Origin of the sequence: Achromobacter sp. HNDS-1, from assembly GCF_040084795.1 — a bacterium.
GTDB classification, from domain to species: domain Bacteria; phylum Pseudomonadota; class Gammaproteobacteria; order Burkholderiales; family Burkholderiaceae_B; genus Achromobacter; species Achromobacter ruhlandii.
This window is the reverse complement of record NZ_CP157584.1, coordinates 798,399-824,866: the sequence shown is the minus strand read 5'-3', so window position 1 is coordinate 824,866 and position 26,468 is coordinate 798,399. Positions and strand designations below refer to the sequence as shown.

The 26,468-nt window shown below is 68.9% G+C and carries 16 protein-coding genes; 11 read left to right on the top strand and 5 right to left on the bottom strand.

The annotated features are described in order from the left end of the window. The first annotated feature begins 57 nt into the window (after nt 1-57). Nucleotides 58-2,295 carry an IgaA/UmoB family intracellular growth attenuator gene (locus ABFG95_RS03595; RefSeq protein WP_278990517.1) on the top strand — a complete coding sequence of 746 codons (2,238 nt, stop codon included), beginning with the start codon at nt 58-60 and terminating at the stop codon, nt 2,293-2,295. On the opposite strand, the gene lpxK is transcribed toward ABFG95_RS03595, so the two are convergent. From lpxK to ABFG95_RS03580, 3 genes are read right to left on the bottom strand one after another with little or no spacing between them, the layout of a single operon-like run. Further along, on the bottom strand, nt 2,292-3,344 hold the full coding sequence (gene lpxK / locus ABFG95_RS03590; RefSeq protein ID WP_175146363.1) for a tetraacyldisaccharide 4'-kinase: 1,053 nt from the start codon (nt 3,342-3,344) through the stop codon (nt 2,292-2,294). The genes ABFG95_RS03595 and lpxK overlap by 4 nt on opposite strands. Next, nucleotides 3,341-3,754, bottom strand: coding sequence for a biopolymer transporter ExbD (locus tag ABFG95_RS03585; RefSeq protein WP_049073097.1), 414 nt, complete (start codon nt 3,752-3,754; stop codon nt 3,341-3,343). Before ABFG95_RS03585 ends, lpxK begins: the two co-directional genes overlap by 4 nt. Next, the gene (locus ABFG95_RS03580; protein ID WP_049073098.1) at nt 3,751-4,368 is read right to left on the bottom strand and encodes a MotA/TolQ/ExbB proton channel family protein; all 618 of its coding nucleotides are present in this window, start codon (nt 4,366-4,368) and stop codon (nt 3,751-3,753) included. The genes ABFG95_RS03585 and ABFG95_RS03580 overlap by 4 nt, the downstream gene beginning before the upstream one ends. A gap of 355 nt (nt 4,369-4,723) precedes the next feature. Here ABFG95_RS03580 and xseA point away from each other — a divergent pair, with 355 nt between their 5' ends. The 6 genes from xseA (at nt 4,724) to pcaF (ending at nt 14,999) form a co-directional block, all read left to right on the top strand. Beyond that, the gene (xseA, locus tag ABFG95_RS03575; protein WP_059271491.1) at nt 4,724-6,088 is read left to right on the top strand and encodes an exodeoxyribonuclease VII large subunit; all 1,365 of its coding nucleotides are present in this window, start codon (nt 4,724-4,726) and stop codon (nt 6,086-6,088) included. Nucleotides 6,089-6,155: 67 nt separating this feature from the next. After that, entirely contained in the window at nt 6,156-9,437 is a 3,282-nt protein-coding gene (locus tag ABFG95_RS03570; RefSeq protein ID WP_348995463.1) for a permease, read from the top strand. A 130-nt stretch (nt 9,438-9,567) separates the two neighbouring features. Next, the gene (gene sodB, locus ABFG95_RS03565) at nt 9,568-10,146 is read left to right on the top strand and encodes a superoxide dismutase [Fe] (protein WP_049073101.1); all 579 of its coding nucleotides are present in this window, start codon (nt 9,568-9,570) and stop codon (nt 10,144-10,146) included. Nucleotides 10,147-10,430: 284 nt separating this feature from the next. Then, nucleotides 10,431-12,158, top strand: coding sequence for a methyl-accepting chemotaxis protein (locus ABFG95_RS03560; RefSeq protein WP_278990515.1), 1,728 nt, complete (start codon nt 10,431-10,433; stop codon nt 12,156-12,158). Nucleotides 12,159-12,251: 93 nt separating this feature from the next. After that, entirely contained in the window at nt 12,252-13,673 is a 1,422-nt protein-coding gene (locus ABFG95_RS03555; protein WP_278990514.1) for a chloride channel protein, read from the top strand. A gap of 120 nt (nt 13,674-13,793) precedes the next feature. Next, the gene (pcaF, locus tag ABFG95_RS03550) at nt 13,794-14,999 is read left to right on the top strand and encodes a 3-oxoadipyl-CoA thiolase (RefSeq protein WP_049073104.1); all 1,206 of its coding nucleotides are present in this window, start codon (nt 13,794-13,796) and stop codon (nt 14,997-14,999) included. Between the two features lie 103 nt (nt 15,000-15,102). Here the strand turns inward: pcaF and ABFG95_RS03545 are convergent, their stop codons facing one another. After that, nucleotides 15,103-15,615, bottom strand: a complete 513-nt coding sequence (locus tag ABFG95_RS03545; protein ID WP_100504365.1) for a DUF192 domain-containing protein — start codon at nt 15,613-15,615, stop codon at nt 15,103-15,105. A 101-nt stretch (nt 15,616-15,716) separates the two neighbouring features. Further along, on the bottom strand, nt 15,717-15,962 hold the full coding sequence (locus tag ABFG95_RS03540; protein WP_006220277.1) for a cold-shock protein: 246 nt from the start codon (nt 15,960-15,962) through the stop codon (nt 15,717-15,719). Nucleotides 15,963-16,188: 226 nt separating this feature from the next. On the opposite strand from ABFG95_RS03540, the gene clpS reads away from it, so the two are divergent. The 4 genes from clpS to clpA all read left to right on the top strand — a co-directional run bounded on the left by clpS (nt 16,189) and on the right by clpA (nt 26,465). Beyond that, nucleotides 16,189-16,503, top strand: coding sequence for an ATP-dependent Clp protease adapter ClpS (gene clpS, locus ABFG95_RS03535; RefSeq protein ID WP_049073105.1), 315 nt, complete (start codon nt 16,189-16,191; stop codon nt 16,501-16,503). Nucleotides 16,504-16,733: 230 nt separating this feature from the next. Then, nucleotides 16,734-21,881, top strand: a complete 5,148-nt coding sequence (locus ABFG95_RS03530) for an alpha-2-macroglobulin (RefSeq protein ID WP_278990537.1) — start codon at nt 16,734-16,736, stop codon at nt 21,879-21,881. Continuing rightward, on the top strand, nt 21,878-24,100 hold the full coding sequence (gene pbpC / locus ABFG95_RS03525; RefSeq protein ID WP_139122069.1) for a penicillin-binding protein 1C: 2,223 nt from the start codon (nt 21,878-21,880) through the stop codon (nt 24,098-24,100). The genes ABFG95_RS03530 and pbpC overlap by 4 nt, the downstream gene beginning before the upstream one ends. A 55-nt stretch (nt 24,101-24,155) precedes the next feature. Then, the gene (clpA, locus tag ABFG95_RS03520; protein ID WP_054415980.1) at nt 24,156-26,465 is read left to right on the top strand and encodes an ATP-dependent Clp protease ATP-binding subunit ClpA; all 2,310 of its coding nucleotides are present in this window, start codon (nt 24,156-24,158) and stop codon (nt 26,463-26,465) included. Nucleotides 26,466-26,468 lie beyond the last annotated feature (3 nt).

The following is a 26,468-nucleotide window of genomic DNA, read 5'->3' as shown; positions in this document are numbered from 1 at the left end:
TTCGGGACGGATGATGGCTATGATCCGCCGCGACGTGAGGAAAGAGGAAACACGACAATGGATTCCAACACCATCCGCATCGGGCTGATGCTCATCATCCTGGCCTGGACGGTCATCAGCGCCATCACCTACATGGCGCGCCGCAGCGGCAACAAGGACGCACTGCGCCAGCTCAAGCGGGAAGGCCAGCCGTTGCGCCGCCTTGGCGCCGAGGAGCAGGCGCTGGTGCAGCCATTCCTGGTGCGGCCCGCCAAGCCCACGCAAAGCGTCGCGCTGCTCAATGACGGCGTGTTCCCGTTGCGCGGCGCCTTCGTGCGTCACGGGCTGGAATCGAGCCACGGCGCCGCCACGCTGCACGACACGCTGGGCGGCGTCGACGTGGTGCTGCCTTACGACGCGCGCGATTATCTGCGCGAGGACAATCAGGCCGAAGTGGTGCTGACGGAGAAATTCGCCATCGTGGTGGCGCTGAACGGCGAATTCGACCTGGTCGGCGGCCGCGAGCGCGAGGCGCGCCGGCAGAAGCAGAACCAGCAATGGTCCAGCGGCAAGCTGGGCGAGATGCAGAACGTGGTCGATGCCGACGCGGTCACCGCGGATGGCGCGGGCCAGACGCCGGACGTCCAGGCCGAGCACGAGTTCGCCGCGGCCATGCGGGTCGAGATCCTCAGCCAGCGCGAGGAAACGCCCGCCGAGATCGCCTGGCGCCGTCCGGCCGGCATCGCCTTCTGGCCCGCCATGCTGTGGCTGGCGGCGTTTGTCTGCCTGGGCGTGGCCGCGGCGGGCGGCGGCCTGGCGTGGCTTGTATCGGCCGCCGCGCCCGCGCTGCTGGCCGTCTGGCTGACCTGGCGCCGCCGGCCCTTGGGCGCGGCGCAGAAAGTAAACCGGGTGCGTGGCGAACTGAACGCAATCGTGCTGACCAACCCGGCCAATGCGCAGGCCGTGTCGACCCAGTTGTTCCTGGGCGACAAGCTGCCGGTGACGCTGCCCGATCATTGGCGCGCCAACCTGGAACTGCCGGACGATGGTCGCGTCGACGTGGACCTGCGGGTGGAGGACTATGCCGTGTTGCGCCTGGGCAATCGCTTTTCCGTGGATGAGGAGCAGCGCCTGTTCCCGCCGGTGGCCTGGGGCCGCCATGTGACACTGGCGCTCGCGGGGCTGATCGCCGGCGCGGCGTTCGGCCTGGTCGGCGGCGACGATCTGCGCGGCGATGTCGCGCTGACGTCGGCCTGGGCGCGCGGCTTCCAGCCGCGCGTCTACGACTCGGCCACGGCGTTGGCGCAGGACCCGCCCGCGCCTGGCGACGTGGTGGCCTTGAAGGGGATGGGCCGCTGCCAGTTCCAGCCCGATGCGTATCGTCAGGACGAGGTGCGCTTCGACTGCGAGCGGATCCGTTGGCAGGGCGATGCGATCCAGGCCGACGAGCTGCGGCTGGCGCCGGCCGCGCTGGCGTTGTATTCGGGCGCTTTCCTGAAGACCCGGCCCAATCCGATGATGGACATGCTGGTCCGCAACCAGATCTACGGCAGCATGGCCGGCAATCCGCTGGCCGCCTACAACGCCCGCAATGTGTCGGCGGTGACCGTGAACCGCGTGACCGATCTGGTGCTGACGATCGAGCTGGCCTGCGAGGCCGCCACCGGCCAGGCCATCGCCGAGTGCGACCGCCTCAAGGCCGAGACAGTCGACAGCCTGATGCTGGCGCGCGACGAGCCGGACAGTTGGCTGGCACTGTTGCGGCTGGCACAGGGCGGGGCCTTGAAGCAGCAGCGCAATGCCGATGATGGCGTCATCATCACGCGCGCCGCCGATCTGCTGCGCGGCCTGGCCAGGAGCAGCATGGAGCCCCAGGTGCGCGAGGCCTTGGCGCGCGCGGGCAATGATCTGATGGCGCGCCAGCGCGGCGGCGTGGTCCTGCAGGTGTGGCCGGGCCGCTACGCCGATCTGCCCCAACTGCCGCCGCGCGACAACATGCCTGATCTGCTGCAGTCGTGGGGCCACCAGACCGCGATGCTGGCGGCCGATGGGGCCCGGCCGTTCCAGGCCGGCGGCGTGGTCACCGCGGTCGGGCGCGAGGCGTCCGGCGCGACGGTCGTCGACGTCGATGCGCGCCGTTCGCTGGACGATCCGTGGCCATCGCTGGCGCGCGTCATCTGGCTGGCGCTGGCGTTGCTGCTGTTGGCGGTGCATGCGCCCCTGGCGGTGCTGCGGCTGCGCGCGGCGGCTGCCCGCAAGCGCGGTCTGGCGGAGTACGCGCGGCGTCCGGCCGCGGCGCGTTCGGCCTTCTTCTAGGAAGGCTGTCGCGGGGCGCGCTGGCGCAGCGCCTGCGCCAGCCAGTCGAACAATCGCGGGTCGGAAAAGCCGGCCCGCACCGGCACTTCCCACAGGCGCGCGTCATGCAACGCGGCGCACTTGATGGCGTCCTTGGACGTGACCAGGATGGTCCGCGCGGCCAGCGCCTGGAAGGGCGAAGTGGCGTAGTCGTGGTGGTCAGGCAGGGGCAGCGTGGCCGCCAGCGTGATGCCCTGGGTCCGCAGCGTGGTGAAGAAACGTTCCGGGTTGCCGATGCCGGCGGCCGCGGCCACGTCCGGCTGGCCGGCGAAGGCGGCCAGCGGGCGGCGCGTGCCGCCCTCGATCTGGCGGGCGTCATCGGGGTCCAGCCACATGGAGACCTGGCGCGGCCCCGGGCCGGAGGGCGCCGTTGCGTGGCCGTCGGGCACGCCGATATTGGTGATCACCGCATCCACCTCGCGCAGCCGGCTGGCGGGTTCGCGCAAGGGGCCCGCGGGCAGCAGGCGGCCATTGCCGACGCCGCGCTGGTCCTGCACCACGATTTCCACGTCCCGGGCCAGTGCCAGGTGTTGCAGGCCGTCGTCGGAAACGATCACGTCCACCTGGGGATGGGCGCGCAGCAGCGCCTGGGCCGCCAGCGCGCGGCGCGGATGCACCGCCACGGGCGCGCCGGTGGCGCGCGCGATCAGAGCCGGCTCGTCGCCGAATTGCGCCGCGGCCAGTTCGCCCTGGCCGACGCGTGCCTGCGGTCCGAGTTTCACGCCGTAGCCGCGGCTGACCACGCCGGGCGTATAGCCGCGGGCGCGCAGCGCGTCGACGGTGGCAATGACCATGGGCGTCTTGCCGGTGCCGCCCACGTAGATGTTGCCGATCACCACCACGGGCACAGGCGCCCGATAGGCCGTCTTGCGGCCGTCGCGGTAATCGGCGCGCTTGCGCGCCACCACGCGGGCGGTGAGGGCGGCCAGCGGCCGCAGCAGGGTGGAAAGCCAGCCGCCGTGCTGCCATTGGCGCGCAAGCAGCGAGGCCTTGGAGGACGGCGCGCTCACCGGGCGGTCTGGGCGGCGAAGTTGACGCGGCCGATGCCCGCCAGACGGGCCGCCTCCATCACGTTGATCACGGACTGGTGGGTGGCCTGGGCGTCGGCGTTGATGACCACCAGCGGTTCCGTCTTGCCGGCCGCCGCCTGGCGCAGCACCTCGGCGATCTCGGGCGGCGTGGACACGTCGATGAGGGTGCCGTTGAGCGCGTAGCGCCCGTCCTGGCTGATGGCCACTTCCAGCGCCGGCGGGGTTTCCTGCTCGGACGAGGCCTGCGGCAGCGTGACCTTCAGTTGCGTGAAGCGGGCAAAGGACGTGGTGGCGGCCAGGAAGATGAGGATGACCAGCAGGACGTCGATGAGCGGGATCAGGTTGATGTCCAGCTCGTCGCGGTCGCCCCGGGAGCCCCGGAAATTCATGGGCGATCCTCGCGCGGCGCGGGCGAGACGGCGCGCGCCAGGCGCGCGGCCGAGATTTCCATGGCGTTCAGGTAGCCGTCGACCCGACCGCGCAGGTAGCGGTGGGCGATCATGGCGGGAATGGCGATGAGGATGCCGAAGCCGGTGTTGTACAGCGCGATGGAAATGCCGCGCGCCAGCTGGGCCGGATCGCCGCCGCCCGGCGTATATGAGCCGAAGATTTCGATCATGCCGACGACCGTGCCGAACAGGCCCATCAGCGGCGCCACCACGGCAATGGTGCCGATGGCCGGAATATAGCGGCTGAGGTCATGGGCCACGGCGCGGCCGGTGTCCTCGACCACGTTGCGCAGTTCCTCGCGCGGCAGGTGACGATGGCGCATGACCTCGGCCAGCACCCGGCCCAGCGGGGAATTGCGTTCCAGGCGGTTCAGGGCCTCGGGGCTGTCCTGGCGGTTGCGCAGCATCTCGGCGACCTGCTCGTTCAGGCCGCGCGGCATGACCTGGCTGCGGCGCAGCGACAGGAAGCGCTCGAAGATCAGCGCCAGGCCCAGCACGGAAGTCGCCAGCAGGGGCCAGATGGGCCAGCCGGCCTCGCGCAAGATGGAAAGCAAAACGGTCGACTCCAGGGGAGAGGGCCGGGGGCGGTCGGGGCCACGCGCCGGCATCTGATCAAGCCGGAACTGTAACGGTGCGGCGGGGAAGTGGCAAGGGCGGCCGACCGCCGAAACTATCCACAGAATTTGTGGATAATTCTGTGCAAAACTTCCCCGGAACGCTTGTCGGCACAGGGCTTGCGCTTGTTTGCTCCCATTTCGAGCAGCGCTGCGTGGCTGGAATTTCCATAAAAATCATATCTTTAGGTCGAATTTGCTGGCTTTCGGGCCAGTCGCGGCAAAAATGCCCGGACGCGGTATCATTGCGGCCCGCTACGTATGCCCTGTGGACAGGTACGCATCGGAAAGCCTTATGACAATTGAACTTGCGGTCACAAACAACGTATTTGCGCGGGATATCCTGACGGTTGCCCAACTGAACCAAGCAGTGGGGCAGTTGTTGGAGCGCAGCATCCCGGCGCTGTGGGTGCGCGGCGAGATTTCCAACTTCACACAGGCGGCTTCCGGGCATTGGTACTTCACGCTCAAGGACAGCCGCGCCGCGGTGCGCGCCGTCATGTTCCGAGGCCGCGCCAGCGCGGTGGGTTTCGTGCCGCGCGCTGGCGACCAGGTCGAAATCAGGGCCAGGGTGTCGCTGTACGAGCCGCGCGGCGACTACCAGTTGCAGGTCGATGCCATGCGCCGCGCCGGCCTGGGCAATCTGTACGAGGCCTTTCTGCGCCTGAAGGAACAGCTCGACGCCGAGGGCCTGTTCGACCCGGCGCGCAAGCGCGAGCCGGCGCCGCTGCCGCGCGCCATCGGCGTGATCACCTCGCTGCACGCCGCCGCATTGCGCGACGTCCTGTCGGCGCTGGCCCGGCGCGCCCCCCAGGTGCCTGTCATCATCTACCCGGCGCCGGTGCAGGGCGCCGACGCGGCCGGCCGGCTGGCCGCGCAGATCCGCCTGGCGAACGCCCGCGGCGAAGTCGATACGCTGCTGCTGGTGCGCGGCGGCGGCAGTATCGAGGACCTCTGGAGCTTCAACGACGAGGCCCTGGCGCGCGCGATCGATGCCAGCGCCATCACCACCATCAGCGGCGTCGGTCACGAGACCGATTTCACCATCGCCGATTTCGTTGCCGACGTGCGCGCGCCCACGCCGACCGCGGCGGCCGAACTGGCCTGCGTGCCGCGTTCGGAACTGCTGGGCCGCGTCATGTACGCGGCCGAGACGCTGGTGCGCGGGCAGCAGCGCCGCCTGGAACGCGCGGCGCAGCGGCTGGACCGCGCCACCGCGCAACTGGTCTCGCCGGCCCAGCGCCTGGAACACCAGCGGGAACGCCTGAACGGCCTGAGTTACCGCCTGGCCTCGGCCTGGGCCGGTCCGCAGGCGCGCCGCGGCGCCCGCGTCAACTTGCTGGCGCAGCGCCTGGCGCATCGCGTGCCCGATACCCGCCGCGGCGCTGAACGCCTGGCCGCCGTGACGCGTCAACTGGGCCAGGCGCATGCGCGCCTGCTGGCGCGGCGCCGCGACCAACTGGCCGCGGCCGGGGCGCAACTGCGCGCGCTCGATCCAGGCAACACGCTGGCGCGCGGCTATGCTATCGCCCGGGACGCCGACGGCCGCATCGTGCGCGATGCCGCCAGCCTGGCGGCGGGGCAGGGCCTGGACCTGAGCTTCGCGCAGGGCGGCGCCCGCGTCGAAGTCAGGCAAGTGCGCGAGACGCGCGATCTCTGACACGCGCGGGCAGGTCGGTGGAAGGTCAACACGGGCCGTGCGGATGCCGGCCGGCAAGGGTGCAAGGATGCGGTTGAACACACGCAAGCATGCGCGCGCGGCGCGCCCCACGGCCGGGCGGGCCGCCGTGGGGGCGGCGCTGCTGGCGGCCGCTTCGGTCCTGGCCGCGCCCTCGGCGCACGCCGGACCTCTGGTTCCGACCAAGGCGCAAAGCAAGAGCCGGGCCGAGGCGCCCGCCGCCGCGCAGGCGGCGCCGGCCGATACGCCGGTCGAGCCGCCGGCGCCGCCCGCCGCCAAGCCCGGCGCCAATGCCGATTGCGATTGCGCCTCGCCCTATCGCGATTACCTGGCGGCCGACACGCCCGACACCCGCGCGCTGTTCAGCGCGGTGGAGGCCGGCGACGAAGCCGCGTTCAGCGCGGCCTTGGCAAAAGTGTCGCGGCCGGGTGACTACGCGCTTGAAGGCGTGCCGCTGCTGCATGCGCTGCTGATGCCGGCCGGGCAACGCGGCAAGCACGTGTATTGGGACATGCCGGCGGACGAGGCCGCGCGCCTGCGCCAGGCGTATCGCGCCGCGTTGCCGGCGCGCACCCGCATGCTGGCGTCCCTGCTGGCCACCAAGCCGGCGCTCGATGACATCACCTACGAGTCGCGCCGCCCCTCATTGCAGCTGGCGCTGCTGTATGGCTCGCCCGAGATGATGGACATGCTGCTGGCCGCGGGCGCACGGCCCGACCAGCGCGGCGACGAGAACAAGACCCCGTTGGAATTCCTGCTCAACCGCGATTTCGAATTCGCGGTGCGCATGACCTATCTGCCCCGGCTGCCCGACCGCCAGGAAACCACCCGCATGGTGCTGGCGCTGCTCAAGGCCGGCGCCGCGCGGCCCTTCGCCTATATCGACGAGCATGCCGACGATGCCACGCGCCAGGCCTTCAAGGACGCCCAGGGCCAGCCGCGCAAGGCCGCGGACTATCTTGCCTGGGGGCCGCTGGTCGAGCTGACCGAAGGCGCCGAGGTCGTGCGCGCCCTGGCCGCCACCGGCACCCGGCCCGCCTACGACGACGGCGCCAGTCCGCTGGCGCTGGCCGCCTACACCGGCAACGCCGGCGCGGCGTCGGCGCTGGCCGAACTGGGACCGCGCACCACGCCGGACAAGGCCTACGGCGCCGCCGACGACCTCGACCTGTGGCTGGACGCGGCCCAGGCCGCGGTGGTGGCCGGACACGGTGACATCGCCGCGCCGCTGCTGCGGGCCGGCATGCCGTTCAACCAGCGCGGCCCGCGCACCGGCACCGATCCCGCGGTGTTCGTCCGGATGGAGGCCGAGGAACGGCCCATCCTGAACCTGGCCGCCGCCAAGGGCGACACGGCAACGCTGCGGCGCCTGCTGGCGTTGGGCGCGCCCGTGGACGGCGATGCCAACGACCAATATGGCGACACGCCGCTGGCGGACGCGATACGGGCGCGCCAGGCCGACGCCGCGCGCGCGTTGATCGCCGGGGGCGCCAACCCGGCCGCGGTGCGCCAGGGGTACGACCGCAAGTCGGCGATCGAGCGCGCGGTGGAGGCGGATGACGCGGCGCTGCTGCGCGAGTTGCTCGCCGCCACTGCGCCCCCGGCCCTGCAGGCGCTGCTGGCCGATCCCGCGCATTCGCCGCTGGCGCTGGCCCTGCGCCAGCCCGGCAAGCAGGGCGCGGCCATGCTGCGGCAATTGGCCGATGCCGGCCTGGACTTGAAGACCCTCGATGCCGATGCCATCCGCCAGGCGCTGGACAACCGCGACACGGCGATGGCCACGTATCTGATCGACGCGGGCGTGCCGGTCAATCCGGCGCCCGCCGCCGCGTCGGACGACGCGTTCGACCGCAAGGGCGTGCCGCCGCTGCTGGTGGCGGTGACCTCGGAGCAGGCCGCGATGGTCGACGCTTTGCTGGCCAGGGGCGCCGACCCGCTCGGCCTGGCGCCGGACGGCCGCAGTACCTTGTATTGGGCCATCGGCGCCGGCGATGATGCCATGCTGGAGCGCCTGTTGCGCGCCGGCGCCAGGCTGGACGACCCGCGCCTGCCGCGCGCGCCGGCCCCCTATGCATTGTTGAACGCGGCGCTGGCCTCGGGCGACATGGCGCGGGTCGCCCGCGTGGCGCAGGGCAGCGGGCAAACGCCCGAGGCCGCCTGCCTGCCGCCGGGCGGCGAGTACGTCCTGCTCGACAAGCCGGGTTATTTCGCGCAATTGCAGGCGGCCGGCTATCGCGGCGCGCACGCCGATTGCGCGCGCCAGGAAGAGGCCTTGCCGCAGCGCCTGCTGTCGGCATTGCTGCGCGACCGGCAACTGGCGGTCGCGCGTCGCGACACCGTGGTCGACGTGCTGCGGCGCGTGAAGGAAATGGGCGCCGACCTGGACGCGCCGCAGGGCGAAAGCGGCGCCACGCCGCTGGGCACGGCCATCGAGCTTGGCCGCGCCGACCTGGCCGATGCCATGCTGGCCGCCGGCGCCAAGCCGGACGCGGCCGATGCCCAGGGCCGCAGCCCCGCCTGGGTGGCGCTGGCCAGCGGCCAGCCCGACATGCTGGCGCTGCTGGCGCGGCACCAGGCGCGCTTTGACGGCGCGGCCGCGCCGTCGGGCCAGTCCTTCGGCCAGACGCTGGCCTGCCAGGCGTCGCCGGATTTCGCGGCCGCATTGCAGGCGGCCGGTGTCACGCTCAAGCAGGCCTGCCCGCGCGCGCCGGCCGCCGGCAAGACGGCGGCCAAGGCGGCCACGCGCCTCGCCGGCCATTACTACCTGCGCGGCGTGCGCGAAGTGGGCAGCGAGCTGCTGCTGTCGGCCGATGGCCGCTTCGATTATCTGATGAGCTACGGCGCCACGGACATTCAGGCCAGCGGCGCATGGCGCAGCGATGGCAAGCAGGTGATCCTGGACACGCCGCCGATCCAGCCGTTCTCGGCCATCGGCAAGGTCGGCGCGGATACGCGCGCGGCCGAGGGCGACCTGCTGACGGTGCGTGTGTATTACCAGGGCCGGCCGGTGAAGGTCGACGTGGCCATGTCGTCGGCCAGCGCCGATTACGCCGGCACGCCGAAGCAATCGGAAGGGGCGGACGGCGTCAGCGCGCCGATCGCGCCGGGTGAGCTCAAGGCGCTGGCCGTGTTCGTGCCGCTGCCTTCCGGCGCGCGCTGGCACAGCGTGGATGTGAGCAAGTCCGATATTACGGCGCGCGCCCTGCGCATTGATCTGGAGCTGCCGGAATCCGCCGGTCGCACACCGTTGCATATGACATTGGCATTGCAAGCGGACGGCGCGCTGGTGGCCACGCAGGGCAGGCGCGAGCTGCGCTATGAGAAAGAGTAGCGTTTACGCGCGCAGGGCATAAACACATGACCGTTAACCCCGCGCCGCCGCGGGGTTAACGCGGTATCCTCGCAGAGTTGCCGATACAATTGAACGGCTTGATCGTGCACTCAACAGAAGGAACCGACACATGGCACATACTCTTCCCCCCCTGCCTTACGAACTGGACGCGCTGGCTCCGCACATCTCGAAAGAGACGCTGGAGTACCACTACGGCAAGCACCACCAGACCTACGTCACGAACCTGAACAACCTGATCCCGGGCACCGAGTTCGAGAACCTGTCGCTGGAAGACATCGTCAAGAAGTCCTCGGGTGGCATCTTCAACAACGCCGCGCAGATCTGGAACCACACCTTCTACTGGAACAGCCTGGCTCCCAAGGCTGGCGGCGCGCCGAGCGGCAAGCTGGCCGACGCCATCAACGCCAAGTGGGGCAGCTTCGACGCCTTCAAGGAAGCCTTCAACAAGTCGGCCGCCGGCAACTTCGGTTCGGGCTGGACCTGGCTGGTCAAGAAGGCCGACGGTTCCGTCGACATCGTCAACACGAGCAACGCCGCGACCCCGCTGACCACGGCCGACAAGCCGCTGCTGACCTGTGATGTCTGGGAACACGCGTACTACATCGACTACCGCAATGCCCGTCCCAAGTACCTGGAAAACTTCTGGGCCCTGGTGAACTGGGACTTCGCGGCCAAGAATTTCGCCTGATTCCGCGGCGCGCCCGGCGCGCAACGCAAGCCAGAGGCCCCTCGCGTCGCGAGGGGCCTTTTGTTTTGCGCGGTGCGGTCGAGCGTCATGCAATGCTGTATTACATGGTCAAATTTTGTATATTGTCGAATCCATTTTGTTGAAAATGAGAATGAATCTCCCCTTCCTCCGGGCTAACCCGGGGCAGGGCTGCCGCTATTGTTGACGCAGTCTGCGGCTGAGCCACGGGGCCAACGACCGCGGCATGGCCGCCCGGTACCGTGGTGTCTGACGGGAAGGGAAGCATGTTGCGGTTTTTTTCGAGGTTGCATATCGGTGCGCGCATTGGCGTGCGCCTGTCGGGCGCGTTCCTGTTGGTGGCGCTGCTGGGTGGCACCATCGGCGCGTTCGGGGTGTGGGGACTGGCCCGCATCAACGACATGAACGACCAGATCGCCCAGATCGAGTTTCGCGGGCTGTCCGACATCAAGGAAGCCAACATCAGCCTGATCGCCGCGGGCAGGGCGCGCAAGAGCTTCCTGCTGGCCGCCACCGACGAAGAGCGCGCGGCGCTGCGGCGCGAATTCGACCGGGATGTCCAGAACCTCGAACGCCTGCGGGCCCAGGCCGCGCAGAACTTCACGCGTGAAAATGGCCAGCGCCTGCTGGCGGCCTTCGGCGAGGCCGAAACGGCCTGGAAACGGGAAGCCGCCGCCTTCTTCGACGAAGCGGCGCGCCAGCCGCTGGCGCAGCTCGATCCCGCCATCGCCGGCATCAACAAGCGCGCCGCCGATACCTCGGACAAGGCCGAGCACCTGATGTCCGAACTGGCGCAGGTCAAGGAGCAGGCCGCCGACGAGGCGGTGCGGGAAGTCACCGAGCTTTACCGCAGCACTCGCCTGCTGGTGATCCTGCTGTCGGTGGCCGGCGTGGCCATCGGCCTGCTGCTGGGCTGGTGGGTGACGCGCGGCATCGTGCGGCCCCTCGGGCAAGCGGTGGAGGCCGCGCGCCGCGTCGCCAACGGCGACCTCAGCGGCAACATCCAGGTCACCTCGCGCGACGAAACCGGCGACCTGATGGCCGCGCTCAAGGCCATGAACGAGAACCTGTCGCGCATCGTGCGCGACGTGCGCGATGGCTGCGAAAGCATCGCCTCGGCCTCGTCGCAGATCGCGCAGGGCAACGCAGACCTGTCGCAGCGCACCGAAGAGCAGGCCGCGTCGCTGGAGCAGACCGCGGCGTCGATGGAGCAGCTCACCAGCACGGTGCAGCAGAACGCCAGCAATGCCGGCGAAGCCGAAAAGCTCGTCACCCAGGCCTCGGCCGTGGCGGCCCGCGGCGGCGAGGTCGTCAATGTCGTGGTGCAGACCATGAGCGCGATCTCCGAAAGCTCGCGTCGCATCGCCGATATCACCAGCGTGATCGACGGCATCGCGTTCCAGACCAACATCCTGGCGCTGAACGCGGCGGTCGAGGCCGCGCGCGCCGGCGAACAGGGCCGTGGCTTCGCCGTGGTGGCGGGCGAGGTCCGCACCCTGGCGCAACGCTCGGCGGTCGCGGCCAAGGAAATCAAGGCGCTGATCGACGAATCCGTCCATCGCGTCGAAGGCGGCACGCGCCAGGCGGACGACGCCGGCAGCACCATGCGCGAGGTGGTCGACAGCGTGCGCCAGGCCGCGGTCCTGGTGCATGAAATCGCCAGCGCCTCGGCTGAGCAGTCCACCGGCATCGGCCAGGTCAACCAGGCCGTGGCGCAGATGGACACGGTGACCCAGCAGAACGCCGCGCTGGTGGAACAGGCCGCCGCCGCGGCGGGCAGCATGCAGGACCAGGCCAGCCGCCTGTCGCAGCAGGTGCGCCGCTTCAAGCTCGATGCCGGCGCGGTGTCGCTGGGCGCCGGGCCGCAGGCGCGCCTGATCCAGGCCGGACGCGCCACGCCGCATCCGCCGATCGCGGCGCCGCGCCAGGAACCCGCCGTGGCCCGCCCGGTTCTCAATCACGCGGCCGACGAGGACGACTGGTCGTCATTCTGAAGCAAGCGGCCCGTTGTGGGCTGGCCGTCAGGCGGCGATGGTAAGGTGTAGCCACGTCTGGTTCCCCCCGCGCCTCGTCGCGCGGCCTCGCTCATGCCCTTGCTTACTCCATTGCGCGGTGTCGCCACCCGCTCGCGCCACCTGCTGCGCCGCAAGCTGCGCCAAACCAATCGCCTGTCGCGCAAGAGCCTGCCGATGGCCTTGCTGCTGGGCGGCGCGGCGCTGGTGGCATTGGTGTCGCTGGGATTCGCCTATCTGGCGGACCTGGCGCTGGAATGGAACCGCGAATGGGTCGGCCGCGCCGGCTGGCTGGCGCTGCTGGTGCTGCCCTGCGCGCTGGCCGCCTTGCGCTGGGCCACCCTGCGGTTCGCGCCCAACGCCGCGGGTAGCGGCATTCCACAGGTCATCGGCGCCCTGTCGCTGCCGCCGGGCCCCAGCCAGCGCAGCCTGGTGTCGCTGGCGCAAGTGCTGTGGAAGATCCCGCTGGCCTTCTTCGGCATGCTGGCCGGCGCCTCGATCGGACGCGAAGGGCCGTCGGTGCAGGTCGGCGCCGCCGTCATGCTGGCATGGGGCGATTTCTGGAAGCGCCGCGGCCTCCAACTGCGCGGCTTCCATGCCAACGAGCTGCTTGCCGCGGGCGCGGCGGGCGGCCTGGCCGCGGCCTTCAACGCGCCGCTGGCCGGCGTCATCTTTGCCATCGAGGAACTCGGCCGCGGCACCGTGCTGCGCTGGCAGCGGCTGGTGCTGATCGGCGTGCTGGCGGCGGGCTTCCTGGTGGTCGCGGTGCAGGGCAACAACCCATACTTCGGCACCTTCGCCGGCGCGCCGCTGGCCCACGGCATGTTGTGGTGGGTGCTGATCTGCGCGGCGCTCAACGGCGCGCTGGGCGGCATCTTCGCGCGCCTGCTGGGCAAGGGGCCGGCGGCGATGGCGCCGGCCTCGTGGCGCGCCTGGATCCGGGCGCATCCCATCTGGACCGCCTTCGCCATGGGCGTGGCGCTGGCGCTGATCGGCCTGGCCACCGCCGGCAGCGTCTACGGCACCGGCTACGGCGCGGCGGCCGACCTGCTGTCGGGCGAAACCCAGCATGCGCTGCCGGCCGGCTTCGGCCTGGCCAAGCTGGCCGCCACCGTGGCCTCGTACTGGGCCGGCATCCCCGGCGGCATCTTCACGCCCGCGCTCACCACCGGCGCCGGCATCGGCCATCACATCTGGGCATTGGCGGGCGAGGGCGTGGATCAGCGGGTGCTGGTGCTGGTGTCGATGGCCGCGTTCCTGGCGGCGGCCACCCAGGCGCCGCTCACGGCCAGCGTGGTGGTGATGGAAATGACCGGCAGCCAGCCCATGCTGTTCTGGTTGCTGGTCGGATCGCTGCTGGCTTCGGGTGTGTCGCGCCAGTTCTGCCCGCAGCCGTTCTACCATCTGGCCGCCGGCCGCTTCCGGCGCCAGGCCATTGTCGAGGCCGGGCGCGCGGCACGGTCCGGGGCGCCGACGGGCGCGTCCGCCGTACGGTGAGTGAACAGCTGTTGGACACCGTCCGTGCAGCGGACATCCCGGGAATGCACCAACTTGGCGCGAAAACCGCTGCGTTAAGATCGACCGCATTCCATTTCACCACTTCAATCCGAGCATCCCATGACCGTGCATGCCTTTATCTGTGACGCGATCCGCACCCCCTTCGGCCGCTATGGCGGCGCGCTGGCTTCCGTGCGCCCCGACGACCTCGCGGCCGTCGCCATCAAGGCGCTGGTGGCGCGCAACCCCGGCGTGCGCTGGGAGGAACTGGACGACGCCATCATGGGTTGCGCCAACCAGGCCGGCGAAGACAACCGCAACGTCGCGCGCATGGCCACGCTGCTGGCGGGCCTGCCGGTCGAAGTGCCCGGCGCCACCGTCAACCGCCTGTGCGGCTCGGGCCTGGACGCCATCGGCAGCGCCGCGCGCGCCATCCGCGCCGGCGAAGCCGGCCTGATGCTGGCTGGCGGCGTCGAAAGCATGAGCCGCGCGCCGTTCGTCATGGGCAAGGCCGACAGCGCCTTCTCGCGCAGCGCCGCCATCTACGACACCACCATCGGCTGGCGCTTCATTAACAAGCTGATGAAGGCCCAGTACGGCGTCGACTCGATGCCCGAAACCGCCGAGAACGTCGCCGACGACTTCAAGATCAACCGCGAAGACCAGGACCTGTTCGCGCTGGCGAGCCAGCAGAAGACGGCCCGCGCCCAACAGGAAGGCTTCTTCGACGCCGAGATCGTGCCGGTCTCGATCGCGCAGAAGAAGGGCGACCCGATCATCGTGGCCAAGGACGAGCATCCGCGTGAAACCAGCATCGAGGCCCTGGCCAAGCTCAAGGGCGTGGTGCGCGAAGGCGGCACGGTCACGGCCGGCAACGCATCGGGCGTGAACGACGGCGCCGCCGCGCTGTTGCTGGCTGACGAAAAGGGCGCCGCCCGCCACGGCCTGACCCCGCGCGCCCGCGTGGTCGGCATGGCCACCGCCGGTGTCGCGCCGCGCATCATGGGTATCGGCCCGGCGCCGGCCACCCGCAAGGTGCTGGCCCAGACCGGCCTGACGCTGGACCAGATGGACGTGATCGAACTGAACGAGGCGTTCGCCGCCCAGGGCCTGGCCGTGCTGCGCCAGTTGGGCATCGCCGACAACGATCCGCGCGTCAATCCCAACGGCGGCGCCATCGCCCTGGGCCACCCGCTGGGCGCCAGCGGCGCCCGCCTGGCCACCACCGCGATCAACCAGTTGCACCGCACCGGCGGCCGCTACGCGCTGTGCACCATGTGCATCGGCGTGGGCCAGGGCATCGCCCTGATCATCGAGCGCGTCTGATCTCATGCGCGGCCCGGGCCGCGCATCGCCAGGCCGGACGGCCACGCAAAAGGGAGCCCGTGGGCTCCCTTTCTCATGCCGTCACGGCCAGGCGGGTGTCGGTTCAGGGCAGGCCGTCGATCTTGCGGCCGGCCTTCATGCCGTGGCTTTCGTACCACCCCTGCGCCATTTCCAGCGCGTAGCGCACGGGCTTCTTGGAGCAGTGCGCGTCGTCGGTCTGCGGCGCCATGTCCTCGATGTTGACGATCGTGCCGTCGTCGGCGATAAAGGCGATCGACAGCGGCAGCAGCGTATTGCGCATCCAGAAACACTGCACGTCGGGTTGTTCGAAGACGAACAGCATGCCGTCGTTGCCGGCCAGTTCCTTGCGGAACATGAGCCCGTCGCGGCGGGTGGCTTCCGTATTGGCGACTTCTGCGCGGATAATATGGATACCGGCCGCCAGTTGCGTGGTGGGCAGGGGCGCCTGCGGGCCGCTTTGCGCGCCGGCCGCCAGCGGCAGGGCCAGCGCGGCGGCGCCCAGCAGCGCGGTTGCCGTTGCGCGCGCTGTCGCCTGAATGAACGCTGTCTTGAACAACGTACGACCTACCTGAAACAACGCAGCATTCTTCAGCATAACCAGACGCAATAATCGCAGTAATAAGAAAATAACAAGGCGGGGCCCGAAAGCCCCGCCTGATAATGGCGCAACCTTACCGTTGCGCTGTAAAGGGTAACTCAGGCAGCCGTGATATTGAGCGCCTGTTTGCCTTTGGGCCCCTGGATAATCTCGAAAGCCACTTTCTGGCCTTCCTTCAGGGTTTTAAAACCATTCATCTGGATGGACGAGAAGTGGGCGAACAGATCTTCACCGCCGTCATCGGGCGTAATGAAGCCGAAACCCTTTGCATCGTTGAACCATTTGACGGTACCCGTCGATTTGGGATTGTCCCCTTGGACGGCGGTTGCGGTCGTATCAGACATGCGGACTGCCTCATTGAATCGTATGTTGACAGAAGGGCATCGCGGCCTAGACCCCTGTCCCCCCTCCGGCCTCCTGGCAGGTTTTCGATGAGTTGAAAACCCCAGAATGCGTGGATAATGCGCCGCTTTTCTTTGCGGAGTCAAGTATGGAAACTACGCATTTCTACGTGTAATTTTGCGTAAGTTACATGCAAGCCGTCCCCTGATTAAATAGAATAGCCGCCCTATGAGTTCTACCTTGGATACCCAGCATGATTTGGTCGTCGAAAAGGCGCCGGCCCGCGTTGCGCCGCCGCCGATGTACCAGGTCCTGTTGCTCAATGACGACTACACCCCGATGGAGTTCGTCGTGAAGGTGCTGCAGAAGTTCTTCAACAAGAACCACGAAGAGGCCACGCGCATCATGTTGCAGGTGCATCACGAGGGCCGCGGGGTCTGCGGCGTCTATCCGCGCGATCTCGCCGCCACCCGGATTGCCCAGGTGGCGCAGTACGCGCGGGCGCGACAACATCCGTTGCAGTGCGTGATGGAACCGGTTTGAACTCATAAGAAAAAGCGCCGCCGCGACAGGCGGCGTTCTACTGTCAGCGTTGCAAAGCAGGAACCGCGCACCGAGAAGCGCGCGGCACTATCAGGTCGGTAGCTCCGCCGCAAAGGAGCATCGCATTCGAGTAGGCGGGGAGGTTTGCCGTGAGTGGAAAGAATAGCAAGACCTGGCTGGCGGTAGCCGGAGCGATCGTGGTGGCCGGCGCCATCGGCGTGGGCTGGTGGATGGGCAAGGGCGGACAACCGTCAGCGCCCGCGACGCCGCAGACGGCCACGCCGGCGACGTCCTCGCCGCCGCCCGTTGCGGCGGGCGGCGGCGCCAAGCCAGAGGCCTTGCCAGCCGCGGCCACCATCGGTACCGCCGATCCGTTCGCGGTCCTCAATTGCCAGCCGCGCCAGTACAACGATACGCTGGCGCTGGCGGTCACCTTCACGCAGCCGGTCGAAGCCAAGGCCGACCTGACCAAATTCCTGCAGGTCACCGACACCGGCGCCGCTTCGGGCAAGGCCGACCAGGACACCGAGCGCAGCGCCAATGGCCAGCAGCCGGCTTCGGTCCAGCCGGGCGACGCCGCGCCCAAGGGCAAGATCGTCCAGGGCAACTGGGTGGTCGGCTCCAATCCGCGCATGGTGTATTTCCCCTACGTGCAGCCGCAACGCTCGTATTCCGTGAGCGTGCGCGCGGGCTTGCCGGGCGCGGGCGACAAGGTCGCCCTGGCCAGCGCCTCGCACTGCGACGTGGTGACCGACGCCATGCCGCCTTCGTTCTATTTCGCCAGCCGCGGCGTGGTGCTGCCCGCCGGCCAGAATGGCGGCCTGCCGGTGGCGACCGTCAACATGCCCGAGGTCGACGTGCAATTCCTGCGCGTCGCGCCCGAGCGCGTGCCGGAACTGTTCGAATCGGTGCTGGGCATCGGCCGCAACACCACCGCGTCGGACGATGACGAATCCGGCGGCTACGACGACGAAGACGGCTGGCGCTACTCGGGCAACCGCAGCCTGAAGGGTTCGGTCAGCAACTGGGACCTGGACCGCCTGAACACGCTGACCACCAGCGTCTACCAGGGCCGTTTCCTGACGGATGACAAGCCGAATCGTCGCCACGTCACCTTCCTGCCGGTCGAAGGCATCAAGGAACTGCAGGAGCCCGGCATCTATGTCGCGGTGATGAGCCAGCCCGGCCGTTTCCGCTATGAATACCAGGTCACCTATTTCTACGTCAGCGACATCGGCCTGCATGCGCGCCGCTACAGCGACCGCATCGAGGCCTATTCGGTGTCGCTCAAGAGCGGCCAGGCGATCTCCGGCGCGCTGTTCGAACTGGTGGACGGCGCCGGCAAGGTGCTGGCCAAGGCCCAGGCCGACGGCCAGGGCCACGTGCGTTTTGATGGCAGCTTCACCAACGCCCGCGTGATCCGGGCCTCGCGCGACAAGGAAATGACCGTGCTGGCGCTGGCCGAGCCGGCGCTGGACCTGTCCGAATTCGATACCGGCGGCCATATCTCCCGCCCCAACAACCTGTTCGTGTACGCCGGCCGCAACCTCTACCGCCCCGGCGAAACCTTCCACGTGTCGGTGCTGCCGCGCGACCTCGACGGCCGTGTCATGCCGCCCGCGCCGCTGACCGCCACGCTCAAGCGCCCCGACGGCCGCGTGGTCTCGACCAACCTGTGGCAGCCCGCCAAGGACCTGCAGGGCTACGTCGAGCGCGCCATCGATCTGCCGCCCGATGCCCAGACCGGCGCCTGGATGCTGGAGCTGCGCGTCGATCCCGCTTCGCGCGCGCCGGACGCATCCTGGAAGTTCCAGGTCGAGGAATTCCTGCCCGAACGCATGAAGATGGCGCTGACCTCCGACCAGGATGTGTTGTCGCCGGACGACACCCTGACCGTGGACGTGCAGGGCGACTATCTGTATGGCGCGCCCGCCGCCGGCAACCGCCTGCTGTCCAGCTTCCAGGTCAAGCGCGACCGCTATGCGCTGCCGCAGCAATGGCCCGGCTTCATCTTCGGCGACGTGGACGACGATTCGCGCCGCCATTTCGAGGAATTGCCGGAGGCCGCGCTGGATTCGACCGGCGCCGCGCAACTGGAAGTCGAACCGCGCACCGAAGGCACCCATTCGCCGATGAAGGTGCGGGTCTCGGCCAGCCTGCTGGAATCGGGCGGCCGCCCGGTGGTGCGCTCGATCGAGCGCAGTGTCTGGCCCGCCGACAAGCTGATCGCCGTGCGTCCGCAGTTCGACAATGATGTCGCCCGCGAAGGCGCGCCGGCCTCGTTCGAAGTGCTGCGCGTGGACGCGCAGGGCAAGATCGCGCCGCTGGCGCAGGCGCAGATGCGCCTGTACCGCGAGGAACGCCAGTACTACTGGCGCTTTGACGACCAGCGCGGCTGGAACAGTGGCTACACCGAAACCGAGGAACTGCTCGACTCGCGCGCGATCGCGCTGACGGACCGCAGCCAGTTCACGGTGCCGGTCAAGTGGGGCCGCTACCGCCTGGAAATCGCCGATCCGGAGACCGGCGAAACCCTGCGCTACCGCTTCTATGCGGGCTGGGACGCGCAGGACGCCGACGCCATGGGCAACCGCCCCGACCGCGTGCAGATGAAGCTGGAAGGCGTGCCGGCCAAGCCGGGCGACAGCGTCAAGCTGACCCTGACGCCGCCGCACGACGGCCAGGCGCTGATCACCGTCGAAGGCGACCGCATGCTGTGGTCGACCTGGGTGGCCGTGAAGGCGACCGGCACGCAGGTGGAAATCCCGATCGACAAGAGCTGGAAGCGCCATGACCTGTACGTGGCCGCGGCGGTGTTCCGCCCCGGCAGCGAAGGCGACCGCGTGACGCCGGCGCGCGCGCTGGGCCTGACGTTCCTGCCAATCGCCAGCGCCGACCGCAAGCTCGACGTCAAGCTGACGGCCGCCGCCAAGACCGAACCCGAGACCAAGACCACGGTCCGCGTCAAGGTCGACGGCGCCCAGGGCAAGCAGGCCATGGTGACGCTGTCGGCGGTCGACGTCGGCATCCTCAACATCAACCAGTACCGCACGCCCGATCCGCTCGACTTCTTCTTCGGCAAGCACCGCTACGCGCCCGAACTGCTGGACATGTACGGCAAGCTGATCGAGAAGATGGACGGCACCAAGGGCAAGCTGAAGTGGGGCGGCGATGCCGCCATGCGCGGCGACAGCAAGAGCCTGCCCAAGAAGGTCAAGCTGGTCGACCTGTTTTCGGGTCCGGTCAAGCTCAACGACAAGGGCGAGGCCGACATTTCCCTGGACCTGCCCGACTTCAATGGCACGCTGCGCCTGATGGCCGTCGCGTTCACCGCCGACAACTTCGGCAGCACCGACGCCGAAATGGTGGTGGCGGCGCCGATCGTGGCCGAGCTGAACACGCCGCGCTTCATCACCCCGGGCGACCAGGCCGCCATCGCGCTGGACGTGACCAACCTGAGCGGTTCCGACCAGAAGGTGACGGTCAAGCTGGAAGCGCTGGATCCGGTCGGCATCGTCGACGGCACCCGCACGGTGACGCTCAAGGACAAGCAACGCACCACGCTGCGCTTCACCGCCGGCACCACCGGTTCGTATGGCCTGGGCCTGATGCGCCTGACCGTGGACGGGCAGGGCGGTCCCAAGCCGATCCATATCGTGCGCGAATCGGTGCTGCAGGTGCAGCCCGCCTATGCGGCCGAGCGCCAGGTGCGCCGCCTGCGCCTGAATCCGGGCGAGTCCAACACGCCGCAGGCATCGTGGGTGGCCTCGTATTACCCGGATTCGACCACGGTCAGCATGACGATCTCGAACCGTCCGCCGATCAACGTCAACCGCGTGGTCGAAGGCCTGCTCAACTACCCCTATGGTTGCACCGAGCAGACCATCAGCGCGACCCTGCCGTGGGTGCTGATCGACGAAGAAGCGGCCAAGCAGTTCGGCCTCAAGCCGCGCACCCAGGCCGAGCGTGAAGCCAAGGTCGCGGGCGCCATCGGCCGCCTGTCGGGCATGCGCAACGCGGTCGGCTCCTACAACCTGTGGAGCAGCTCGTCGGCGCGCGACGTGTGGCTGACGGCCTATGCCGTGGGCTTCCTGCAGGATGCGCGCGACAAGGGCTTCACGATCCCCGAGGCCTCGCTGGACCGTTCGCGCCAGTGGCTGCTGGAGCAGGTGCAGCAGAGCAGCGGCTCGTTCGGCACGTGGTCGGCCAACCTGAAGCGCGACTTCGAGTCGGGCCGCCTGGACAGCAGCGGGCTGAACGTGCTGCGCGAGGACCACCGCCGCTTTGCCGGCCTGGCCACGGCCGCCCTGGCGCTGGCGCGCGACAAGAAGGCGCCGCTGTCCACGGTGCGCCAGCTGTTCGACAACTATCAGGACCGCGCGCGTTCGCCGCTGCCCCTGATCCAGCTGGCCGCCGCGTTCAAGCTGATGGGCGATGAAGGGCGCATGAAGAGCGCGCTCGACCTGGCCATGACGCGCGAATACGGCATCACCCGCCGCGCCAACAGCTACTACGACGACTGGCTCGGCGACTACGGCAGCGCGGTGCGCGACTATGCGCTGTCCTATGCGCTGGCCAACCAGTACGAGCTGCGCCACGACCGCGTCGAGAATCTGATGACGCAGCTGGCCGCGCGCATGGGCAACCGTTCGTACCTGTCGACCCAGGAACAGATGGCCCTGCTGATGGCCGCGCGCGCCGCCGGCGGCGACAAGTCGACCCCGTGGCAGGCCGCGCTGACCGTCAATGGCGTGCGCAAGGAGCTGGAAGGCGGCAGGTCCGACCGTACCGTGTCGCTGACCGCGGCCGAACTGGCCGGCACCCAGCTGACCAACACCGGCAGCCAGTCGCTGTTCCTCGAGTACGACATCCAGGGCAGCCCGACCACGGTGCCCGCGCCGCGCAACGACGTGATCCAGCTCAAGCGCGGCTGGTACCGTCCGGACGGCCGGCCCTGGGACGGCGGTTCGTTGCAGACCGGCGACATGCTGGTGGTGTGGGTCCAGGCCAGCGCCAACCAGAACATTCCGGATGGCCTGCTGGTGGACCGTGTCCCGGCTGGTTTCGAGGTGGAGAACCTGAACCTGTCGCAGAGCCCCGAAATGCAGGAATGGAGCATTGGCGGGCGCCGCGTGGCCGACGCGATGGCCGACCCCAACATCAAGCACCGCGAATTCCGCGATGACCGCTATGTTGCGGCGGTTTCGCTGGGCCGCGGCAAGGTGGACGTGTTCTACCTGGTGCGGGTCGTGACGCCGGGCCGTTATTCGGTGCCGTCGACGGTGGCCGAAGACATGTACCGGCCCGAGATCCGTGGCGTAGGCGAGCAATGGAGCACGGTCGAAATCCGCGATCGCAGCGCCAAGCAGCGTCCTTGAACACCGCCGCCACCCCGCCGGCGGGCGCCTCGCGCGCCCGCCGCTGGCGGCGGCGCGGACTCTTCGCGGCCAGCGTGCTTCTCGCGCTGGCCGCGTTGTTATTCGTGTTCGACCGCCTCTATCCCCTGCCTCCCATCGATTCCGGCGGCGCGGCCGTGGTGGTCGCCGCCGACGGCACGCCGCTGCGTAACTATCCCAGCCGCGACGGCATCTGGCGCTACCCGGTCAAGCCCGACCAGGTGTCGCCGCACTATCTCGATACGCTGCTGACCTACGAGGACCGCTGGTTCTACTGGCACCCTGGCGTCAATCCGGTGTCGCTGGCGCGCGCCGGCTGGCAATGGGCCACCAACCGCCGCATCGTCTCGGGCGGTTCGACCCTGACGATGCAGGTGGCCCGCCTGATCGACCCGCAGCTGGCCGGCAAGCCGTCGCGCTCGATGAGCGCCAAGCTGCGCCAGGCCTGGCGCGCGGTGCAGCTGGAAATGCATTACAGCAAGGACGAGATCCTGTCGCTGTACCTGACCCACGCGCCGATGGGCGGCATCGTCGAAGGTGTTGAAATGGGCTCGCGCCTGTGGCTGGGCAAGCCGGCGCGCGATCTCAGTCCGGCCGAGTCCGCCATGCTGACCGCCTTGCCGCAGGCCCCGTCGCGCCTGCGGCCGGACCGCCATCCCGAGGCCGCGCAGGCCGCGCGCGACAAGGTGCTGGACCGCATGGTGGAACTGGGCCGCTGGACCCCCGCCGAGGTGGCCGACGCCAAGATCGAGCAGGTGGTGGCGCCGCCGTTGCGAGCCCGCTGGCTGGCGCCGCTGGCCGCGCAGCGGCTGCTGCAGGAGGCGGGCCGGCCGCAGGCGGGGACGCGCCGCCCCGGCAGCCGTCCCCCCCTGTTGACCTCGACCCTGGACGCCGACATGCAGGCAGCGGTCGAGCGCATGCTGCTGGACCGGGTCGACAACCTGCCGCCCAAGGTCTCGATGGCGGTGCTGGTGATGGACAACGATACGCTGGAGGTCAAGGCCTACGCCGGTTCCGCCGATTTCTCCGATGATTCCCGCTACGCCCACGTGGATATGGTGCGGGGCGTGCGTTCGCCCGGCTCGACGCTGAAGCCGTTCCTGTACGCCCAGGCGCTGGACGATGGCCTGATCCACTCGGAAAGCCTGCTGATCGACGCGCCGCTGTCGTTCGGCGGCTACGCCCCGGGCAATTTCCAGGCGTCGTTCTCGGGGCCGGTCAGTGTGGCGCAGGCGCTGCAGCGCTCGCTCAATGTGCCGGCGGTGGACCTGCTGGACCGGGTCGGACCCAGCCGTTTCGCCTCGGTTATGCTGACGGGCGGGGTCTGGTTGCGCATGCCCGCCGGCGCCGAGCCGAATCTGAGCTTGATTTTGGGCGGGGGCGGCACCACATTGGAAGAACTGGTGGGGGCATATCGAGCCCTGGCCCGTGGGGGGATTTCCGGGCGTCCGCGCCTGCGGCCGGAGCAGCCCCGGGTCGAGTCCCGTATGATGAGTGCTGGCGCGGCCTGGATTGTCCGCGACATCCTGGAGGGCGGCGGCCACCCGGATCGGCCCTTTTACCAGTCGGGCAGCCCGGCCAGGCAACTGGCCTGGAAAACCGGGACGAGTTTCGGGTTCCGGGACGCCTGGGCGGTGGGGGTGACCGACAGCTGGACGATCGGCGTGTGGGTGGGCCGGCCGGACGGCACGCCCAACCCCGGGTTTTTCGGGGCGAATGTGGCGGCGCCGCTACTGCAGGATATCGTCGCGGCCCTGCCGGAAGGCGCCCAGCACGTGCGCGTGCGGCCCGCCACGGTGCAGCCGGTCGTGACCTGCTGGCCGCTGGGCTACCGCCTGGGCAGCGTGCCGTCGGGAGAGTGTCCCGAGCAGCGCGCGGCCTGGGCCCTGAATGACACGGTGCCGCCGTCGTTTGCCGGTTATGCCGATGCCAGACAGGGGCCGTTGCGCCTGGGGGGCGTGGCCACCGGATCGGTATTGCGGCCCGTGCCTGGCAGTGCGCAGGTGGCGGTGGATGTGGATGTGCAGGGCGCCGAAGGCGAAGTTTGGTGGATGCTCGATGGTCGCGTGGTGGGTCATGCCGCGTCGGGTCGTCCGTTTAATCTGGTGCTGACGCGGGACGGACGGTATACGCTTACCGTCATGGACGCGCAAGGCCGTCACGACAGCGTGGTTTTTGAAATCGCTGGCGTTACGCCCTGATCGGCATAGAATATGAATCGTGTATTTGCCCGCTTCGATGCGTTACGGAGGAAGCGTGATTTCCCAAGAGCTTGAAGTCAGCCTGCATATGGCTTTTGTCGAGGCCCGTTCGGCCCGGCACGAATTTATTACCGTCGAGCACCTGCTGCTCGCGCTGCTCGATAACGCTTCCGCGGTTGAAGTGTTGCGCGCCTGCGCCGCCAATCTGGATGACCTGCGCCGCAACCTGCGTCAGTTCGTTTCGGAAAACACGCCGGTGATCCCCAGCGGCGCGGAAGTGGACACCCAGCCCACGCTGGGTTTCCAGCGCGTCATCCAGCGCGCGATCATGCACGTGTCCGCGGGCGGCACCGGCAAGAAGCCGGTCACCGGCGCGAACGTGCTCGTGGCCATTTTCGGCGAAAAGGATTCGCACGCCGTGTACTACCTGCAACAGCAGGGCGTGACGCGGCTGGACGTGGTGAATTTCCTGTCGCATGGCATTACCAAACAGCCACAGGTGGAGTCCGCCGCCGTGCAGAAAGAGCAGCAAACCAATGGTGAAGAACAGGGCGAATCGCGCCAGTCGCCGCTGGACCAGTATGCGACCGACCTGAACGCCGCGGCGTTGGCCGGCCGCATCGATCCGCTGATCGGTCGCGAGCACGAAGTCGAACGCGTGATCCAGGTGTTGTGCCGCCGCCGCAAGAACAACCCGCTGCTGGTCGGCGAGGCCGGCGTGGGCAAGACCGCCATCGCCGAGGGCCTGGCCTGGCGCATCACGCGCGGCGAAGTGCCCGAGATCCTGCAGGCCGCGCAAGTGTTCGCGCTGGACATGGGCGCGCTGCTGGCGGGCACCAAGTACCGTGGCGATTTCGAGCAGCGCCTGAAGGGCGTGCTCAAGCAGATCCGCGGCAATCCCGACGCGATCCTGTTCATCGACGAAATCCATACGCTGATCGGCGCCGGTTCGGCTTCGGGCGGCACGCTGGACGCGTCCAACCTGCTCAAGCCGGCCCTGTCCTCGGGCCAGCTCAAGTGCATCGGCGCGACCACGTATACGGAATACCGTGGCGTCTTCGAGAAAGACCACGCGCTGTCGCGCCGCTTCCAGAAGATCGACGTGCCCGAACCCAGCGTCGAGCAGACCGTGCAGATCCTGCGCGGCCTGAAGAGCCGCTTCGAGGAACACCACAACGTCCGTTACTCCGCCGCCGCGCTGTCGGCCGCCGCGGAACTGTCGGCGCGCTTCATCAACGACCGCCACCTGCCGGACAAGGCCATCGACGTGATCGACGAGGCCGGCGCCGCGCAGCGTCTGCTGCCGCGTTCGCGCCAGAAGAAGGTGATCGGCAAGGTCGACATCGAGAACATCGTTTCCAAGATCGCGCGCATTCCGCCGCAGTCCGTCTCCAATGACGACCGCAGCAAGCTCGCCACGCTGGACCGCGACCTCAAGACCGTGGTGTTCGGCCAGGACAACGCCATCGAGGCCTTGTCCGCCGCCATCAAGATGGCGCGCTCGGGCCTGGGCAAGCCGGAAAAGCCGATCGGCGCCTTCCTGTTCTCCGGCCCCACCGGCGTCGGCAAGACCGAAGTCGCGCGCCAGCTGGCCTTCACGCTGGGCGTGGAGCTGCTGCGCTTCGACATGTCCGAATACATGGAACGCCACGCCGTTTCGCGCCTGATCGGCGCGCCGCCGGGATACGTCGGCTTCGACCAGGGCGGCCTGCTGACCGAGGCCATCACCAAGCAGCCGCACTGCGTGCTGCTGCTCGATGAAATCGAAAAGGCCCACCCGGACGTCTTCAACATCCTGCTGCAGGTCATGGACCACGGCACGCTGACGGACAACAACGGCCGCAAGGCGGACTTCCGCAACGTCATCCTCATCATGACGACCAACGCGGGCGCCGAAACCTTGAACCGTCCGTCCATCGGTTTTGCCAATTCGCGCGTGGTGGGCGACGAAATGGCGGAAATCCGCCGCATGTTCACGCCCGAGTTCCGCAACCGGCTGGACGCGATCATCCCGTTCGCGCCGCTGGACCGCGAGATCATCCTGCGCGTGGTCGACAAGTTCCTGATGCAGCTCGAAGACCAGTTGCACGAGCGCCGCGTCGAAGCCGTGTTCACCACGGCCCTGCGCGAGCACCTGGCCAAGGAAGGCTTCGATCCGCTGATGGGCGCGCGGCCGATGCAGCGCCTGATCCAGGACACCATCCGGCGCGCGCTGGCCGACGAGCTGCTGTTCGGCAAGCTGGTCGATGGCGGCACCGTCACGGTGGACCTGGACGAGGCCGGCAAGGTCACGCTGGACTTCGACGACCACGGCAAGCCGCCGTCGGCCGCGCCCGACAAGCAGGAAGTCGAGCTCGTCGAATAGGCC

Bases quoted from the DNA above. Each gene is read 5' to 3' on its own strand.
- ABFG95_RS03595 (WP_278990517.1), top strand. From the start codon at position 58: ATGGATTCCAACACCATCCGCATCGGGCTGATGCTCATCATCCTGGCC.
- ABFG95_RS03585 (WP_049073097.1), bottom strand. From the start codon at position 3,754: ATGAATTTCCGGGGCTCCCGGGGCGACCGCGACGAGCTGGACATCAAC.
- xseA (WP_059271491.1), top strand. From the start codon at position 4,724: ATGACAATTGAACTTGCGGTCACAAACAACGTATTTGCGCGGGATATC.
- ABFG95_RS03570 (WP_348995463.1), top strand. From the start codon at position 6,156: ATGCGGTTGAACACACGCAAGCATGCGCGCGCGGCGCGCCCCACGGCC.
- sodB (WP_049073101.1), top strand. From the start codon at position 9,568: ATGGCACATACTCTTCCCCCCCTGCCTTACGAACTGGACGCGCTGGCT.
- ABFG95_RS03560 (WP_278990515.1), top strand. From the start codon at position 10,431: ATGTTGCGGTTTTTTTCGAGGTTGCATATCGGTGCGCGCATTGGCGTG.
- ABFG95_RS03555 (WP_278990514.1), top strand. From the start codon at position 12,252: ATGCCCTTGCTTACTCCATTGCGCGGTGTCGCCACCCGCTCGCGCCAC.
- pcaF (WP_049073104.1), top strand. From the start codon at position 13,794: ATGACCGTGCATGCCTTTATCTGTGACGCGATCCGCACCCCCTTCGGC.
- ABFG95_RS03545 (WP_100504365.1), bottom strand. From the start codon at position 15,615: ATGCTGAAGAATGCTGCGTTGTTTCAGGTAGGTCGTACGTTGTTCAAG.
- ABFG95_RS03540 (WP_006220277.1), bottom strand. From the start codon at position 15,962: ATGTCTGATACGACCGCAACCGCCGTCCAAGGGGACAATCCCAAATCG.
- clpS (WP_049073105.1), top strand. From the start codon at position 16,189: ATGAGTTCTACCTTGGATACCCAGCATGATTTGGTCGTCGAAAAGGCG.
- ABFG95_RS03530 (WP_278990537.1), top strand. From the start codon at position 16,734: ATGGGCAAGGGCGGACAACCGTCAGCGCCCGCGACGCCGCAGACGGCC.